The 15,157-nt window shown below is 41.1% G+C and carries 20 protein-coding genes, 1 tRNA gene and 1 other annotated feature; of the genes, 12 read left to right on the forward strand and 9 right to left on the reverse strand.

Annotated elements, in window-relative coordinates:
* Positions 1-24 precede the first annotated feature (24 nt).
* The 5 genes from A9176_RS05235 to A9176_RS05255 all read right to left on the reverse strand — a co-directional run bounded on the left by A9176_RS05235 (position 25) and on the right by A9176_RS05255 (position 2,407).
* On the reverse strand, positions 25-363 hold the full coding sequence (locus A9176_RS05235) for a DUF898 family protein (protein ID WP_077282409.1): 339 nt from the start codon (positions 361-363) through the stop codon (positions 25-27).
* A gap of 66 nt (positions 364-429) precedes the next feature.
* A complete protein-coding gene (locus A9176_RS05240) occupies positions 430-969 on the reverse strand; it encodes a hypothetical protein (protein ID WP_077282411.1) in 540 nt (179 codons plus the stop codon).
* A 71-nt stretch (positions 970-1,040) separates the two neighbouring features.
* Positions 1,041-1,733, reverse strand: a complete 693-nt coding sequence (locus tag A9176_RS05245) for a hypothetical protein (protein ID WP_077282413.1) — start codon at positions 1,731-1,733, stop codon at positions 1,041-1,043.
* Positions 1,734-1,780: 47 nt separating this feature from the next.
* Complete coding sequence (locus A9176_RS05250; protein WP_077282415.1) at positions 1,781-2,059, reverse strand: ImmA/IrrE family metallo-endopeptidase; 279 nt, start codon at positions 2,057-2,059, stop codon at positions 1,781-1,783.
* A gap of 12 nt (positions 2,060-2,071) precedes the next feature.
* Positions 2,072-2,407 (reverse strand): helix-turn-helix domain-containing protein, encoded by a 336-nt coding sequence (locus A9176_RS05255; protein ID WP_077282417.1) that lies wholly within the window; start codon positions 2,405-2,407, stop codon positions 2,072-2,074.
* 264 nt (positions 2,408-2,671) lie between these two features.
* Between A9176_RS05255 and A9176_RS05260 the strand changes: the two genes are divergently transcribed.
* Positions 2,672-2,896, forward strand: coding sequence for a hypothetical protein (locus tag A9176_RS05260; protein ID WP_077282419.1), 225 nt, complete (start codon positions 2,672-2,674; stop codon positions 2,894-2,896).
* Positions 2,897-2,905: 9 nt separating this feature from the next.
* Positions 2,906-3,277, forward strand: coding sequence for a BRO-N domain-containing protein (locus A9176_RS05265; RefSeq protein WP_347512226.1), 372 nt, complete (start codon positions 2,906-2,908; stop codon positions 3,275-3,277).
* Here A9176_RS05265 and A9176_RS05270 read toward each other — a convergent pair.
* Entirely contained in the window at positions 3,237-4,043 is an 807-nt protein-coding gene (locus A9176_RS05270; protein ID WP_198150919.1) for an IS3 family transposase, read from the reverse strand. The two genes, A9176_RS05265 and A9176_RS05270, sit on opposite strands and share 41 nt — an antisense overlap.
* Positions 4,044-4,088: 45 nt before the next feature.
* Entirely contained in the window at positions 4,089-4,331 is a 243-nt protein-coding gene (locus tag A9176_RS05275) for a transposase (protein ID WP_077282423.1), read from the reverse strand.
* A gap of 121 nt (positions 4,332-4,452) precedes the next feature.
* On the opposite strand from A9176_RS05275, the gene A9176_RS05280 reads away from it, so the two are divergent.
* On the forward strand, positions 4,453-4,797 hold the full coding sequence (locus tag A9176_RS05280; RefSeq protein ID WP_242943200.1) for a holin: 345 nt from the start codon (positions 4,453-4,455) through the stop codon (positions 4,795-4,797).
* Between the two features lie 130 nt (positions 4,798-4,927).
* On the forward strand, positions 4,928-5,146 hold the full coding sequence (locus A9176_RS05285; RefSeq protein WP_077282425.1) for a CsbD family protein: 219 nt from the start codon (positions 4,928-4,930) through the stop codon (positions 5,144-5,146).
* Between the two features lie 550 nt (positions 5,147-5,696).
* Here A9176_RS05285 and A9176_RS05290 read toward each other — a convergent pair.
* Positions 5,697-5,780 (reverse strand) — tRNA-Leu (locus A9176_RS05290).
* 255 nt (positions 5,781-6,035) lie between these two features.
* Between A9176_RS05290 and serC the strand changes: the two genes are divergently transcribed.
* The 4 genes from serC to A9176_RS05310 all read left to right on the forward strand — a co-directional run bounded on the left by serC (position 6,036) and on the right by A9176_RS05310 (position 9,614).
* The gene (gene serC / locus A9176_RS05295; protein ID WP_010002834.1) at positions 6,036-7,124 is read left to right on the forward strand and encodes a 3-phosphoserine/phosphohydroxythreonine transaminase; all 1,089 of its coding nucleotides are present in this window, start codon (positions 6,036-6,038) and stop codon (positions 7,122-7,124) included.
* Positions 7,121-8,299, forward strand: a complete 1,179-nt coding sequence (locus A9176_RS05300; protein WP_077282427.1) for a 3-phosphoglycerate dehydrogenase family protein — start codon at positions 7,121-7,123, stop codon at positions 8,297-8,299. The genes serC and A9176_RS05300 overlap by 4 nt, the downstream gene beginning before the upstream one ends.
* A gap of 16 nt (positions 8,300-8,315) precedes the next feature.
* Positions 8,316-8,801, forward strand: coding sequence for a phosphatidylglycerophosphatase A family protein (locus A9176_RS05305; RefSeq protein ID WP_077282429.1), 486 nt, complete (start codon positions 8,316-8,318; stop codon positions 8,799-8,801).
* Positions 8,802-8,891: 90 nt separating this feature from the next.
* Complete coding sequence (locus A9176_RS05310) at positions 8,892-9,614, forward strand: YebC/PmpR family DNA-binding transcriptional regulator (RefSeq protein ID WP_029509159.1); 723 nt, start codon at positions 8,892-8,894, stop codon at positions 9,612-9,614.
* A gap of 76 nt (positions 9,615-9,690) precedes the next feature.
* On the opposite strand, the gene A9176_RS05315 is transcribed toward A9176_RS05310, so the two are convergent.
* Positions 9,691-10,143, reverse strand: coding sequence for a flavodoxin (locus A9176_RS05315; RefSeq protein WP_010003988.1), 453 nt, complete (start codon positions 10,141-10,143; stop codon positions 9,691-9,693).
* A 264-nt stretch (positions 10,144-10,407) separates the two neighbouring features.
* Between A9176_RS05315 and larD the strand changes: the two genes are divergently transcribed.
* The 4 genes from larD (at position 10,408) to A9176_RS05330 (ending at position 15,104) form a co-directional block, all read left to right on the forward strand.
* Positions 10,408-11,127, forward strand: coding sequence for a D/L-lactic acid transporter LarD (gene larD / locus A9176_RS05320; protein WP_029509160.1), 720 nt, complete (start codon positions 10,408-10,410; stop codon positions 11,125-11,127).
* Positions 11,128-11,215: 88 nt separating this feature from the next.
* Entirely contained in the window at positions 11,216-11,338 is a 123-nt protein-coding gene (locus A9176_RS08965) for a hypothetical protein (RefSeq protein ID WP_010001923.1), read from the forward strand.
* A 36-nt stretch (positions 11,339-11,374) separates the two neighbouring features.
* Positions 11,375-11,580: a binding site (T-box leader), on the forward strand.
* Between the two features lie 90 nt (positions 11,581-11,670).
* A complete protein-coding gene (thrS, locus tag A9176_RS05325; RefSeq protein ID WP_077282431.1) occupies positions 11,671-13,635 on the forward strand; it encodes a threonine--tRNA ligase in 1,965 nt (654 codons plus the stop codon).
* A gap of 95 nt (positions 13,636-13,730) precedes the next feature.
* On the forward strand, positions 13,731-15,104 hold the full coding sequence (locus A9176_RS05330) for an amino acid permease (protein ID WP_077282433.1): 1,374 nt from the start codon (positions 13,731-13,733) through the stop codon (positions 15,102-15,104).
* The last annotated feature ends 53 nt before the right edge of the window (positions 15,105-15,157 follow it).

Raw genomic sequence — 15,157 nt, forward strand, 5'->3', positions numbered from 1 at the left:
GTGTGCTTTTTTATTTGTCTTAACTTAGTTGACAAACGATGTATTCTTAGCTTTCCAGTCTTCAAGTTTAATGAAAACCCAGAAGCTGTATATTCCCAGTGTAATGATTGTAAGTCCTAACCATTTGATCCAATTACCAAACAGTCCGACAGCACTACCGCTGAAACGCAAACGATGACCATCGATAACAGTGTGGTTAATTTTCCAACCGTAAACCATAACCAAAGCCCAAGGGTAGAGTATTCCAAAAGAAATGGCGGTAACTATGAAACCTAAAATAGACCAACCTATCCATTCTAATAAACCACCATCAAAAAACGAATTACGCCCGAACTTTTTTTCGGGTCCATATCCTAACTCCATATAATTATCTCCTTAAGCTGTTTAGCGTGGTCACTTAGCACGTATGTACGCCCATAAGGGCATTAGTTATTGACCTGTTGCAGAATTGGTATAGTTATCCATAATTTTCTGTGATTCAGCCATGTAAACATCTTGAAGCTTTGCTGCGTAACTGTTATAGGTATCTTGTTTACCGTCACCAGTAGTCATCATTACTTTAGCCATTTTTTCTATACCTTCGTTAGAAATTTTGGCAAGTACAGAAACTTCATCATTGCTTAGTTTGGCCAGACCCTGCATGCCATCTTGATTCGACTTAGCTTTTTCATTGTATGAAGCAATCGATTTCGGCGTTTGAGCCTGTATTTTCGTGGTGTAATCAGCAAGTATTTGTTTATCTTGGTCTTCTTCCGATAGTTTTTTTGTTGATGAAGTTGATGAGGCAGATTCCGAAGTCGCTTTGGTTGATGATGTTACTGAGGTGTCTTTTTTATCAGAACCACCACCTTGACCGCCTCCCAAAACGATCACAACAATAACCACTAACAACCAGAACCAAACGCGTTTATAGAAAGGTTTCTTTTGCACGTACGTTTTCCCATCATCTCCAACGATTTTCTTACTCATATCTCAATATATCCTAAGGCTTTTTAATGTGGTTGCTCAGCACATATATGTACGCCCAAAGAGGGCATGAATTAATAACCGTAGTCGTCGCTGGCCTTACCTTGGTCATTGATAATTTTTGCATCCATCGCTGGTATGGTAATCTTTCCACGCATAGTAGAATCATATGAAACTGTGCCGATACTTTCTCCCGAAGCAGTCACGAGGTCATCTTCTAAAATTCGTGATCCATGTAAAATATCATTATCAAGATTTATCAAGATTACATTGTCGTAATTCCCGTCAACAGCAAGGCGAAGTTGTACAGAATCACCGTCTTCCAAAACTTGCATCACTTTACCTGTGAATTGTATTTTTTTGCCTTCAAAATCGTCTGGTGTTCGTGCTACTTGATCATAGGTAATACCAGTTTTGTATGTGTTCGGATCATCTGAACTAGTATCTGAGGAAGATGAACTTGAGGTCGTTTCAGAACTCGAAGAGTCTTCTGAACTTGAGGAATCATCGGATGAGGAATCATCGGAATTTGATGATTCCTCATCCGATGATGAACTTTTAGATTGACTCGATGAAGTAGAACTATTGCCCGTGCTTGAGGCAATAGCACCAATTAATAACAGCAAACCTGCAAAAAAGGTAATCAATAATGTTTGTTTATTAACGCGACTCGGACGTTTTTTTACTGTATTGATAATAAAAATCACCAATAAAACCAAAAATGCAATGGACGTAATAATCCAAAGCAGTGCTAATATCCCACTCATAATTCTCTCCTTAGCCTTTTAATGTGGCTGCTTGGCACATGGGTTAATTATATTACAAAATGCTTTGAAACATATTCAGCTTGTTTTTCGGCAATCATAGTTTGAGATGACCAACGTCTTTCATCTCCGTACATATTAAATTCAGCATGACCAGCTTCATGTCTGATTGTTTGAATTTGTCGCCATTCTGGCTGTAGGACGTTAATGAAGATAACTACTTCGCCATCTATTTTATTTACCTCACCAAAATAAAGCGGGTGTTCAACTTCGATGCCATAAAACTTATAGTCCGGAAACTTGTCGATGTACATTTCGATTTCTGTCATACATGATCAGCCTCACAATCTACGCTTTGATAGTTTGGCAATCTCAACTAGTTGCTTAATCTGTTCAATGTCTTCTTTAGTAGCAGACGGGTCAATAAAATAAGCGACTTCTTTTTGCGCAGGGGTAAGGTTATCAGACGAAGTGGGGTTCATTTCATCAGTGCGTCCTAATAAGTAATCTGTCGATACATTGAGCACGTCAGCAACTTTTTGTAGGTTTTCTGATTTAGGGCTATTTCTACCCCAATTATATATAGACTTGGCGCTTAATCCAGCCTTTAAAGCAACATCGTCTAAAGAAAGACCTCTTAATTTTGCAATATCTTTTGTTCTTGAAATCAGTGTCATATATGCGTTTCCTCAATTACTCTCGAATAAAAAATATAAAAGTTTGACTTTTGTGTTGACTTGGTCAAAACTTTATACTATACTAATTCTTGTAAGTTAATAGCGCAAACAAAAAAACAGTTATATCTATCAGTCTTGGCGGAGGGATAAGCAATAACAACGTTTATTTTTATGTGTTTACTATGCCATTATAGTTCAAAACTTTGACTATGTAAAGTTAAACTTACAAACATTTTTACAGTAAATAATACTAAGGAGGAAATTATGAGTGTACAAGAGGCGATTAAAACACTTGAAGAAGAACGATTTAAGTTCTCGCTTCATTTGAAAAAGAAGCGTTTGAAGCCCCGTATGTTGGCGCCAATAATTGGTAAGTCTGAATCATATGTTAGACAACTTTTATCTGGCGCAGCGACAGGTGACGCAGCTAGGGAACATTTGGAAAAATTGTTCAAGTTCACAGACTACAACGGTGAAGGTTGGTTATAAGGAGAAAATATGTCATTAGAAGTACAGGTATTTGACAACTTAAAAGTCAAAGAAGAAAACGGACAAATTTTGTTCGATGCAGAGTCAGCAGCGATCGGCTTGGGAATCGTTTCCAAAGCAAAAGGATATACAAATATTCGTTGGTCTCGAGTAAATGATTATCTCGATTCTGCCAAAAGTGGCAGAAAAATTCAAAAAGGCGACTTCATCACTGAACCTCAATTCTATAAGTTAGCAATCAAGGCTAACAACGAAACGGCCGAAAAGTTTCAAGATTGGGTAACATCAGAAGTTCTGCCTGCTCAGAAGTCAATAAATTGGACTATTTTTATTCAGTTAATTAAGCAACATTTGAGATACGATTACTATTATAAAAATTGATATACCAACCAATGGCTGCTTGGACTTCAGTTAATGTTTGGTATGCCTTCAAATAAACCTCTTCACGCTTCAATATTGAATGAAACGCTTCCATACGGCCATTATCGTACGGATGGCCTTTGAGTGAATAAGAATGTTTCAAGCCATAATTTTGACATTTAATATTAAACTCAGCACTCGGGTATTGTGACCCCATATCTGAATGAATAATGAGTGGCTTTCGATGCTTATCTAACGCCATCTGTAAGGCACTTGTGGCTAGCTCGGCTGTCATTGTATCGCCAATTTTATAGCCCAATACTTTTCTCTTCTCAGGATCCAAAACGGTCGCTAAATAGACCCATCTATGATTAGTCAACTGAATATAAGTGATATCTGTTTGCCAAACACCGCTTAAATCATGCAAATGTCTAATCAGATTGGGTTTTTGATCAACCGTCACAACAGTTTTGGGTTTGCGATAATGTTTTTGCATGCGTGATCTAATCCCTAATTCACGCATTAATTTGAGTGTCATATATTCAGATATTTTTGGACAGTCATTGTTTAGTTGACTATAAGCAGCAATACGACGATAACCATAAAATTTAAAGGTTTTCCAAATGTCTAAAATATAAGGTTTCAGGGATTCTCTACGCTTTTCTTGTCGACTGGGTTGCCAATGGCGCCAGTTGTAATAGGTACTAGGTTTGATTTTAAGTGCACTTAAAATACGCACAAGCGCGTAGCCTTGTGCTAAAAATTGATTAACTAGCGGCAATCCCACATTACGGACTATTTTTTGGCTAGTAAGATGGCCGCTCAATGCCTGTCAGGCTATGCGTGATAAAATTTCGTTTTCTTCCTCCAAAATAGCGAGGCGCTTCTCTAGTTGCTTAACGTCTTTTAAAGTCTTTGACTGACCCCTGATCATGATTGGGGTAGCTTGTTTAACCCAAATAGCAATAGAATCTTTTGATGGTCCAAATTCTTCTGCTAATGATTTGAGTGAACGGCCTTCTTGGTGAAGTTTAACCAATGAATCTTTGAAATCTTGTGAATAACGAATTGACATAAAAATACTCCTATACTTTCATTTTACGGACTGAATAAAAATAGTCCATTTTTTTAGTATAAGAGCAATCATTGGTGGTTGGATTGGCAAAGTCATTACTGGTAATAGCAAAGCCACAACGTTGATTAACGTTCTATCACCACTTGCTAAGGCTGCAATCGTGGCCATGCAAAAGTTAGGTGTGACACAATACCTAGCGGGCGAGGCGAAGAAGTCTGGTGCGGTTGATATTGTTAAAATCGCGCTGGAATCGTTAGGCATTAACGGCACGAACGAAGACCTGATCAAGAATGCGATTGAAAAGGAATATGCACTTTTGATTAGTGAACTAGAAAAGACTTATCCGCAAATGACAGCCGACCAAGAAGAGGCGACAGATGAAGCGGCGGTTAAAGCCAATGAACTCGCTAAAGCACAACAAGCATTGGCAGATACGCAAGCTAAGGTCAACGCTTTACAAAATTAAATATATTAAAAAAACGCCCAACTGGAGTATTTCTGGTTGGGTGGTTTTTGTGCATATACTCGGCGTTATTTAACAAACAGTGGTATCATTAAATTGTAACATCAAATAAAAATCTAAGGAGATCATTATTATGTCACTCGAAGAAAAGTTTGATAGCGCCAAAGACCAAGTTGCTGGTAAGGCAAAAGAAGTAGAAGGCAAAGTTACCGGGGACAAGACACGTGAGGCAGAGGGTAAGGCTCAAGGTGTTCTTGGAAAAGTAAAGGAAACATTCTCTGATGTAAAGGAAGCCGTCAAAGATACTCTGGACGACTACAAAGAAGACAGCAAGAAAGAAATTGATAAGTAATTTAAAACCCGCCTAACTGGATTATCTGGTTGGGTCTTTTTTTGTTGAAAATAAATATATTTTGAAAAAAATACAATAGTGTGATAAATTTACTTATAGCGTATCTACGCTGACCCAGTGTTTAATCATAGTTTTCTCTACAATAAGAAAAATTATCCCTTTCCTTGGAACATGTTTGAAGATATGTTCTATAAATTCTCCACATTTATGATTAAGCACTGGGTTTTTGGATAAATATAAACGACCTACATCAGATATAGGTCTTTTTTTATTAATGATAAAAAATGACCGTTAATTCGGTTGTGTTAGATGGCTTCTGAATTTTATTTGCTACAAACAGTCGTCGACGCCTTGATACCAGTGACCGACCACTCCCTGGCTTGGTCTTTTTTTGTAGCCTTAATTTGTAGCACTATTGTAGCACTGTAACACCAAAATAGTGAATTTAAATGAATTTAATTATATTCTAGTGAACACTCAAAACCCTGACGTATCAAGGCTTAAGCAACAAAAAACCGTTCTACCAATAATATGGTAAAACGGTTAAATATGCCGCTGACAGGAATCGAACCTGCACGAGATTGCTCCCATACCGACCTGAACGGTACGCGTCTGCCAGTTCCGCCACAGCGGCATTACTTGATTAGTATACTAAACTTTTCTATAAATGAAAAGATTGACTTTCATTAGCAATATAGTAAGATATAAAACAACAGTGGATTTCTCATTAATGTTTGTTATTGCGCTGGTTTACCGGCATTCTTTCACAACGTTAGTTCACTTAAAATGTTGATTTCGACCGATTGCGGTTGATAATGTTCGTGAATTACAACGTATCCCGTTGTGATTTTGTAACCGATTGGAGGGTGTGCAAGCGCACATAATCATGATGACAACGTATAACTTTTCAGCTGGACCCGGTGTATTGCCAGAAGCTGTAATCACCCAAATCAAACAAGAGTTTGAAAAGAACGAACACACACATATGAGCATCGTTGAAATTTCTCATCGATCGCAACAGTTTCAAGATATTGTAGCCGAAGCTGAACAAAAATTACGCCAGCTGATGCAAATTCCGGCAGACTATGCTGTTGTCTTTTTACAAGGTGGCGGCTCATTACAATTTGAAATGATGCCGTTAAATTTCGCGACACAGCAACAAAAAATTGCCATTTTGGATTCAGGGAATTTTGCGGCGAAAGCGGGCGAAGCTGCAACACAGTTAGGTAAAGATGTGACGATACTTGACAGTACCAAGACACAAAACTATCAAGGATTACCAAGTTTACCGACTGATTTTGAGGCAACGGCCTATGATTACCTACATATTGTGACGAATAATACAATCGAAGGGGCAACTTTCCATCAAGATAATCTGCCCCAAACCTCAGGACGCCTGGTCGCTGACATGAGTTCTAATATTTTAGCGGAACCGTATCAAGTGACGGATTTTGATGCGATTTTTGCTGGCGGTCAAAAAAATTTGGGACCCGCAGGCGTGACGGTGGCGATTCTAAAAAAAGACTGGTTGGCTGAACAGGATCTCACAGGGGTTGGGCCAATGATGCGCTACCAAAACCACATTGACAAACAGTCCATGTATAATACGTCGCCAGTATTTGCGATTTATGCCTTGAACTTGGTGTTGGATTGGGTCATCGCACAAGGTGGCGTGTCGGCGATGTATGACCGCAATCTTGAAAAGGCTAATCGCCTCTATGATTATTTAGACCAATCAACTTTTTACACGGCACCGGTTGAACGTGCCGCGCGGTCATTGACAAACGTGGTCTTTACCACTGGTGACTTAGTGCGTGACAAAGCCATCGTTAAACAGGCGACTGAAACGGGCTTATTTAATCTTGGTGGTCATCGCTCCGTAGGTGGCTTTAGAGCTTCGCTCTATAACGCCCAACCTATTGCAGCCGTTGATGCCTTAATTACGTTTTTAAAGAAAGTAGAAGCAGAACAAGCATGACAAATATTAAAACCTATAATGCGATCAGTGCCAAAGGTTTGGACTATCTGACCGCACATGGCTATGAAATTGATGGTGAAGGCGAACCAAAGGGCATTATCCTTCGGTCGCAGAGTTTGCATGATGAACCAATTGCTGATAGCGTTCGGGCCGTTGTCCGAGCAGGGGCTGGTTTTAACAATATTCCAGTTGAAGAATTGTCAAAACGTGGTGTTGTTGTATTTAACACACCGGGCGGTAACGCGAATGCGGTGAAAGAGTTAACCATTGCGGCGTTGATTTTGGCGGCACGACCAGTCGTTGGGGCCATCGGTTTTGCGAATGAAACGCGTGGTGGTGATGTCTCACTACGGACCGAAGTGAATAAAGGCGGTTACCGTGGAACGGAGTTAGCAGGGAAAACATTGGGTGTCATTGGCCTCGGTAATGTTGGTTCAAAAGTAGCTAACACGGCGTTGGCTTTGGATATGGATGTGATTGGGTACGATCCAGGGTTAAATGCCAATACCGCATGGCGCATTGACCGACACATTGTGCGCGCCAAAACAGTCGATGAAGTCCTTGAACAGGCTGATTATGTGACGGTGCATATTCCATACACAGAAAAAAATCATTTCTTTATTAATGCCGACCGCTTAGCTAAAATGAAGCCAAGTGCCGCGCTATTAAACATGTCACGGGGTGGCATTGTGGATGATTTGGCTGCGAAGGATGCCCTCGATCGTGGGTCATTGCACGTTTATATTACTGATTTTGCGGACGAAGCGTTGTTTGATCATCCCAAGGTGATTATTACGCCACATATTGGCGGTTCAACCATTGAAGCGGAAGATACTAGTGCCTTAATGGCGGCGCGGCAATTGGACGAATACTTGACGACGGGAAACATTATTAATTCGGTGAACTACCCAGATATTGACGAACCATTTGTGACGAAGTATCGTGTTGGCATTATTCATGAAAATGTGCCGAACATGATCAGTCAAATTTCGAAGTTTTTTGGGGACAACGGCATCAACATTGAACAATTGAGCAATCGTGCCGTTGGCGCTTATGCGTATACACTCGTTGCAATTAATGATTTCACGCCAGAACAACAAGAATATGTGAAGACGGCGTTGGATGAAATTCCTCACGTGATTTTGACTCGTCGCTATGTTAATGACATGATTTAAGAATAGGAAAAACAAGATGAAAGATTTGCAAGAAGCAGCGATTGGCAAGTTAGCTGAACGTGGTGTGACAATCGCTGATATTACCGCTGGTACCCAGACTTTTTTAACGAACAAGTACCATGATACGATTGATACCGAAAAACTGACAGCAGCGGTACAGCATGTACTCCACAAAGATGAAGTTGCCGATATTATTTTAACGGCGATTTATCTCGATGAACAAGCGGCGTTAATGCCAGAAACACAACCCTTAAAGGCGCGGTTACAACGAGATGCGAATGGGCATAACGTTGACGAAATTTTAGCAATTGCTATTACGCAACAATTCTCAGCTGCAGCAACGGTGCATTACGGTTTGCTAGATGATTTAAAGCCGGGATTGATTGGTGAAATTAATGATCGGACAGATACCATTAACGTGTATTTGGATGATATTTTAGCTGCATTAATTGCGAGTTCAGCCATGACTTACCTCGAATTATTAGGTGGCAACAACTATTAATAGCACTGCAAGACACGAGAGAAGCCTAGTCAGATAGGCTTTTTTTTGTTAAAATTAAGACCATATTGACAAAATCAAGGAGATGTTAACATGTCAGGACATAGTAAGTGGCATAACATCCAGGGCCGTAAAAACGCCCAAGATGCTAAGCGTGGTAAAATTTTCCAGAAACTAGCACATGATTTGTATGTAGCGGCTAAGGCCGGTGGGGCTGATCCTAATATGAATGCGTCATTGCGTTTGGTTGTGGAAAAGGCTAAAGCTGCGAATATGCCAAAAGATAATATTCAACGGGCATTAGATAAGGCGTCAGGCGCCGGTGGTCAAAAGTTTGAAGAAGTGACTTATGAAGGCTATGGGACTGCTGGTGTTGCCATTTTAGTTGAAGCATCAACGGACAACATCAACCGTACAGTGTCAAGTATTCGTAATTCCTTTAAGCATTTTGGTGGGGCACTTGGGACAAGTGGTTCCGTGGCCTTCCAATTCGATCGGAAAGGTTACTTAGCGATTAACCGTGCTGATTTTCCCGATTTGGATGAAGATACGGTACTTGAAGCAGCATTGGAAGCTGGTGCGGAAGATGTGCAAACACAAGACGAAGTCTTTGAAATTTACACAACGGCAGCTGATTTTCAAGCTGTTGAATCAGCGATGACAGCTGCCGGCTATGTTTTTGAAGAAGCCGAAGTCACAATGATTGCGCAAAATCCGGCTGAAATTTCGGATGAAGATCGTGAAAAGTTAGACAAGCTTGTCGACGAATTAGAAGAAAACGAAGATGTTTTGGCGGTTTATACCACTGCTGACTAAAAAAGAACCTCATTAAGTGCGGTGTACCCCGAAAGTTAAAGCAACTTTCGGGGTACACCACATACGAGGTTCTTTTTTAGTGTTGTGCTTTGGCAGTGGCGATCAATTGCTGTACAAATGCTGTTAGGGCAGCTGTATCAGTCTCGTCTGGGCGTAGATTAACCTTAACGCCTTCAGCGCCTTTAATGGCCTGCGTTTTGGCAAATTGCGCTTCAAATTTTGGCACAGCAACACAGTAATCTGACAAATAGTAGGTATCGCCTGAACCCGCAACACCATAAACAACGTGGTCTAAGGTGGCGTCGGCCAAGTCTTCAAAGAAATCTAAGCCTTCATCCGGCAGTGAGCCTTGATCATAGGTGTAGGGCACCACGACGGCAATATCAACGTCTTCAAATTCGTCAACTTCTGTTTGTGAGATTTCCGTTTTTTTAACGGCGATATTTGCGGCTTCAAACGCTGCGACGACGATGTCTGCGACCTCTTCGTTATTACCGGTAATTGTTGCGTATACGACGTGTGCCTGCATGAGTATGTTTGTGATGGGGCGGTTAAACAGAAATGTTTGACCGTGTCGCCATATCCTCCATTTTATTGTTAGTCTTTATTATAAAGGAGTAAGCACTAAAATTACAGTTGGAGTTCGTGAATAAAAACACGCAATGTGACAATTTGTTGACAAAACACTAAAATGACTTTACACGTTAAAGGCAAGGCCTTAAGATTAGGAATGGAAATTTAATAAAAAAACCGCGACTTCTTGATAGATTTGCGACCGCTTAGGAGATTACAAATGATACACCAGTTGTTGGCTGAATTTATGGGCACAGCGCTCATGATCATCTTCGGTGTCGGCGTACACGCTGACGATGTATTGAATCGGACGAAGTACCATGGGTCCGGACACATTTTTGCAATCACAACGTGGGGATTTGGCATTAGCATTGTGCTTTTCGTCTTTGGTGATGTCTTTATCAACCCAGCGATGGCGATGGTGCAATTAGTGCTTGGTCGAATTGACTTTTGGTACTTCCTGGCCGTGAGTGTGGTTGAAATATTGGGTGCTTTGGTAGGATCCTTAATTGTGTACGTGATGTATGCGGATCAATTCAAATTATCTGAAAAAGATATTGATCCAGTCATTGTGCGCAACATTTTCTCAACTGCACCGGCAATTCGCAATTTACCACGCAACTTCTTCGTTGAAGCATTTGCGACATTTATCTTTATGACAAGTATTTTGGCCATTTCAGCGCGGGCTGGGGATGTGCCTGGTATGGTACCGTTGGCTGTTGGGTTCCTTGTCTGGGCAATTGGTATGGGTCTTGGTGGTACCACTGGCTTTGCCATGAACTTGGCACGTGATATGGGACCAAGATTAGCTTATGCGATTATCCCTTGGAAAAATCGCACAACGGCTGATTTCAAGTACGGTATCCTCGTACCAGGTATCGCACCATTTGTGGGAGCGATTTTTGCAGCACTATTTTCAAAATACTATTTAGGCCTCTAATCGGCCTTTTTTTATTGGCATGGGTCACTTGTAATTTAGGGTGGCTTCGCTATAATTGAGATACGCTATGAATAAAGAGGAAAAAATCATGACATTAACAGAATCACAATATAATGCTTTGAAAGTGGCTTTTGACAACGGTATTTTAGATCATGACGCTCAAGCAAAAGAAGCACTGGCTATTTTACTTGATGCCGTAGCGCCACAATAATTGTTGCAAAAATAACAAAATGGTGCTAAACTAACTTCAATAACGTTGATAAGGACAACTCAAGTGTTAGCAAGCGAATAGAGAACTCATGGTTGGTGGAAATGAGTGGCTTGTGCAGGCGAGACTACCTTTGAGTGACAGTGAGTAAAGTCTGAAAGCTGTCCGGGTGACACCGTTAACTGTCATTTGAGTGGCACATTTTGTGCTGAACTTGGGTGGTACCACGGTAAAACGTCCCTTTGAGTCGCAATGGCTCAAAGGGACGTTTTTGTTTTTTTTAATGTTATCAACGTTTGTCGAAGCACAAACGTCAGTGAAAGGAAATAACGATTATGTCAGAAATTAAGCTTACTTTTCCCGATGGTGCAGTGAAGGAATTCCCAGCAGGCACAACACCATTGGTTGTCGCTGAAAGTATTTCTAAGTCTTTGGCCAAGAAGTCAGTTTCAGCTAAGTTAGACGGCGCTTATGTGGGTATGCATGATGTCATTCCTGCATCCGGTGATTTTCAATTAATTACAACGGCTGATGATGAAGCGTTGGATTTGTTGCGTCATTCTGCCTCACACTTATTGGCACAAGCCTTAAAGCGTTTGCCAAAGTTTGCTAACATGCACTTTGGCGTGGGACCATTTATTGAAAATGGTTTCTACTATGATACAGATAACGGTGCCGGTAACCAAGTGACGGTTGAAGATTTCGCTGAAATCGAAGCCATGATGCACAAGATTGCCAAGGAAGACTTGCCAATTGTGTCACGCGAAGTGTCACGTGACGAAGCTTTGGCGATGTTTGCGGATGATCCTTATAAGGTTGAATTGATTTCAGATTTGCCTGAAAATGCCACAATCACAATTGCTGTCCAAGGCGATCATGTTGAATTGGATAAGGGTGGTTTGGTCCCATCAACAGGTTGGTTGAAGCATTTTAAGTTGACATCAGTGGCTGGTGCTTACTGGCGTGGTAAGTCATCTAACCCAATGATGCAACGTGTTTATGGAATTGCGGAATGGAAGCAAGCCGACGTTGAAGCAGAATTGCAACGTCGTGAAGAAGCTAAAGAACGTGACCACCGGACGATTGGTCGTGACATGGACTTGTTCTTTACGAGTCAAGAAGTGGGTTCAGGTTTGCCAGTTTGGTTACCAAATGGGGCAACGATTCGCCGTCAAGTTGAACGTTACATCACCGACAAAGAATTGGCCAATGGTTACCAACACGTGTATACACCCGTTTTGTCTAACTTGAACTTGTATAAGACATCTGGTCACTGGGATCACTACCGTGAAGATATGTTCCCACCAATGGACATGGGCGATGGCGAATTCCTCGAATTGCGCCCAATGAACTGCCCATCACACATCATGGTCTTCAAGCACAAGCCACGTTCATATCGTGAATTGCCAATCCGAATTGCGGAATTGGGTATGATGCACCGTTATGAAAAGTCAGGTGCGTTGACTGGTTTGTCACGTGTGCGTGAAATGACATTGAACGATGGTCACACATTCGTTGAACCAGAAAAGTTGGAAGAAGAATTCAAGTCAATTTTGACAATGATGATGGAAGTTTACCGTGACTTCAACATCACGGATTACCGTTTCCGTTTGTCATATCGTGATCCTAAAAATACGGAAAAGTATTTTGATGATGATGAAATGTGGGAAAAGTCACAAGCACAATTGAAGCGTGCCATGGATGATCTTGGTTTGGATTATTACGAAGCCGAAGGTGAAGCAGCCTTTTATGGGCCAAAGCTTGATGTGCAAACAAAGACAGCTTTGGGTAATGAAGAAACAATGTCAACGATTCAATTGGACTTCTTGCTACCAGAACGCTTTAACTTGACTTATATTGGCGCCGATGGTCAAGATAACCATCGCCCAGTGATGCTGCACCGTGGTATTGTCGGCACGATGGAACGTTTCACAGCTTACTTGATTGAAATGTATAAGGGTGCTTTCCCAACTTGGTTGGCACCATTACAAGTACAAATCATTCCAGTCAACTTGGGTGCGCATGGTGCGTATGCTGAACAAATCAAAAAGCAACTCCAAGACGCTGGCCTACGTGCCAATGTGGAAACAAAAGATGCCAAGATGGGTTACTTGATTCGCGAAGCACAAACGAATAAGATTCCATATACATTGGTTTTGGGTGATTCTGAAGTTGAAGGTCAAACTGTCACAGTACGTAAGTACGGTGAAGAAAAGACAACAACGATGCCAATTGCTGATTTCCAAGCTGAAATTTTGGCAGATGTTGCTAATTATTCACGTCATACTAAAACAAATTAAGTCAAAGCACCTGGCGGGTTGCACGTCAGGTGCTTTGCTATTTATGCTGCATCTATCAGATGCCTAAAGTTCGCAAAGGAGAAGTTATTGATATCATGTCTGAGACAGTTGGAGACAGACGTCAGTCTACGAAACGTGGCCTGACAAATCGTCACGTACAGTTAATTGCCATTGGTGGTACCATTGGGACGGGTTTGTTTATGGGGGCTGGGCGTTCCATTAATTATGCTGGACCAGCCATCTTATGTGTTTACTTAATCATTGGTTTATTTATGTTTGTGGTGATGCGCGCGATTGGTGAACTGCTTTATGCAGATCCAAAGCAGCACACCTTTATTACCTTCATTACGCGATACATCGATAATCGTGCGGGCTTTTTTGCCCGATGGTCGTATTGGTTAACGGTGGTGTTTATGGGGATGGCTGAATTAACGGCCGTAGCCCAATATATCCAATTTTGGTTCCCGAATTTGCCGAGTTGGCTCATTCAAATTGTGATGTTAGTTGTCCTCACATTAGTGAATTTGGTGGCGGTTGCGGTATATGGTGAAACTGAATTTTGGTTTGCCATGATTAAAATCATGGCGATTTTAGCCTTGATTGTGACCGGTATCATCATGGCAGTCACCGGCTTTAAAACGCCAGTCGGTGACGTAACTTTTAACAATGTGTTCCAACATTTTTCACTCTTTCCAAATGGGTTTAGGCATTTTATTGATGCCTTTCAGATGGTCATGTTTGCGTTTGTGGGGATGGAATTTATTGGGATGACAGTTGCTGAAACGAAAAATCCCCGTAAAGTTTTGCCAAAAGCGATTAATCAAATTCCTTTACGTATTTTATTCTTCTATTTGGGTGCCTTAACGGTGATTATGGCAATCTATCCTTGGCAAAAAATTCCAGCCGATCAAAGTCCCTTTGTGATGGTCTTTCAATTGGTTGGAATTAAGTGGGCGGCAGCTTTGATTAATTTTGTCGTCTTAACCAGTGCTGCCTCTGCGTTGAGTTCCGTGATTTTTAGTGCGAGTCGCAACTTTTATGCGTTGGCTTATCAATCACACACACCGTATTTGCAACCCTTTAAAAAGTTGTCAAAAAGGCAATTACCAGTTAATGCCATTTTGATGACAGCTGGGATGGTTAGTTTTTCCGCAATTATTTCGGTGATACCAGCCATTACCAACGCCTTTAGCTTTGTGACAAGTGCGTCAACGGACTTGTTCTTAATGATCTATATTCTGATTTTGATTGCGTACTGGCGTTATCGACAATCTGACCAGTATATGGCTGACGGCTTTCTCATGATTGCCCCAAAGTTTTTTGTGCCAGCCGCAATTTTGTTCTTTGCCTTTGTCTTTATGACACTATTTTTCAATGTTGAGTCACGTGTCCCTGCAATTGGGGCAACGTTATGGTTACTGCTTTTTGGTGCAGTGGCTTACCGACAACCAAAAACACTGGCCAAATAATCTCATAAAAACGGTTCAATCAAGTGATATGATTGAACCGTTTTTATGAATTA

This window comes from Leuconostoc garlicum, from assembly GCF_001998805.1.
Taxonomy (GTDB): Bacteria; Bacillota; Bacilli; order Lactobacillales; family Lactobacillaceae; genus Leuconostoc; species Leuconostoc lactis.

Bases quoted from the DNA above. Each gene is read 5' to 3' on its own strand.
- A9176_RS05235 (WP_077282409.1), bottom strand. From the start codon at position 363: ATGGAGTTAGGATATGGACCCGAAAAAAAGTTCGGGCGTAATTCGTTT.
- A9176_RS05240 (WP_077282411.1), bottom strand. From the start codon at position 969: ATGAGTAAGAAAATCGTTGGAGATGATGGGAAAACGTACGTGCAAAAG.
- A9176_RS05245 (WP_077282413.1), bottom strand. From the start codon at position 1,733: ATGAGTGGGATATTAGCACTGCTTTGGATTATTACGTCCATTGCATTT.
- A9176_RS05250 (WP_077282415.1), bottom strand. From the start codon at position 2,059: ATGACAGAAATCGAAATGTACATCGACAAGTTTCCGGACTATAAGTTT.
- A9176_RS05255 (WP_077282417.1), bottom strand. From the start codon at position 2,407: ATGACACTGATTTCAAGAACAAAAGATATTGCAAAATTAAGAGGTCTT.
- A9176_RS05260 (WP_077282419.1), top strand. From the start codon at position 2,672: ATGAGTGTACAAGAGGCGATTAAAACACTTGAAGAAGAACGATTTAAG.
- A9176_RS05265 (WP_347512226.1), top strand. From the start codon at position 2,906: ATGTCATTAGAAGTACAGGTATTTGACAACTTAAAAGTCAAAGAAGAA.
- A9176_RS05275 (WP_077282423.1), bottom strand. From the start codon at position 4,331: ATGTCAATTCGTTATTCACAAGATTTCAAAGATTCATTGGTTAAACTT.
- A9176_RS05285 (WP_077282425.1), top strand. From the start codon at position 4,928: ATGTCACTCGAAGAAAAGTTTGATAGCGCCAAAGACCAAGTTGCTGGT.
- serC (WP_010002834.1), top strand. From the start codon at position 6,036: ATGACAACGTATAACTTTTCAGCTGGACCCGGTGTATTGCCAGAAGCT.
- A9176_RS05300 (WP_077282427.1), top strand. From the start codon at position 7,121: ATGACAAATATTAAAACCTATAATGCGATCAGTGCCAAAGGTTTGGAC.
- A9176_RS05305 (WP_077282429.1), top strand. From the start codon at position 8,316: ATGAAAGATTTGCAAGAAGCAGCGATTGGCAAGTTAGCTGAACGTGGT.
- A9176_RS05310 (WP_029509159.1), top strand. From the start codon at position 8,892: ATGTCAGGACATAGTAAGTGGCATAACATCCAGGGCCGTAAAAACGCC.
- A9176_RS05315 (WP_010003988.1), bottom strand. From the start codon at position 10,143: ATGCAGGCACACGTCGTATACGCAACAATTACCGGTAATAACGAAGAG.
- larD (WP_029509160.1), top strand. From the start codon at position 10,408: ATGATACACCAGTTGTTGGCTGAATTTATGGGCACAGCGCTCATGATC.
- A9176_RS08965 (WP_010001923.1), top strand. From the start codon at position 11,216: ATGACATTAACAGAATCACAATATAATGCTTTGAAAGTGGCTTTTGAC.
- thrS (WP_077282431.1), top strand. From the start codon at position 11,671: ATGTCAGAAATTAAGCTTACTTTTCCCGATGGTGCAGTGAAGGAATTC.
- A9176_RS05330 (WP_077282433.1), top strand. From the start codon at position 13,731: ATGTCTGAGACAGTTGGAGACAGACGTCAGTCTACGAAACGTGGCCTG.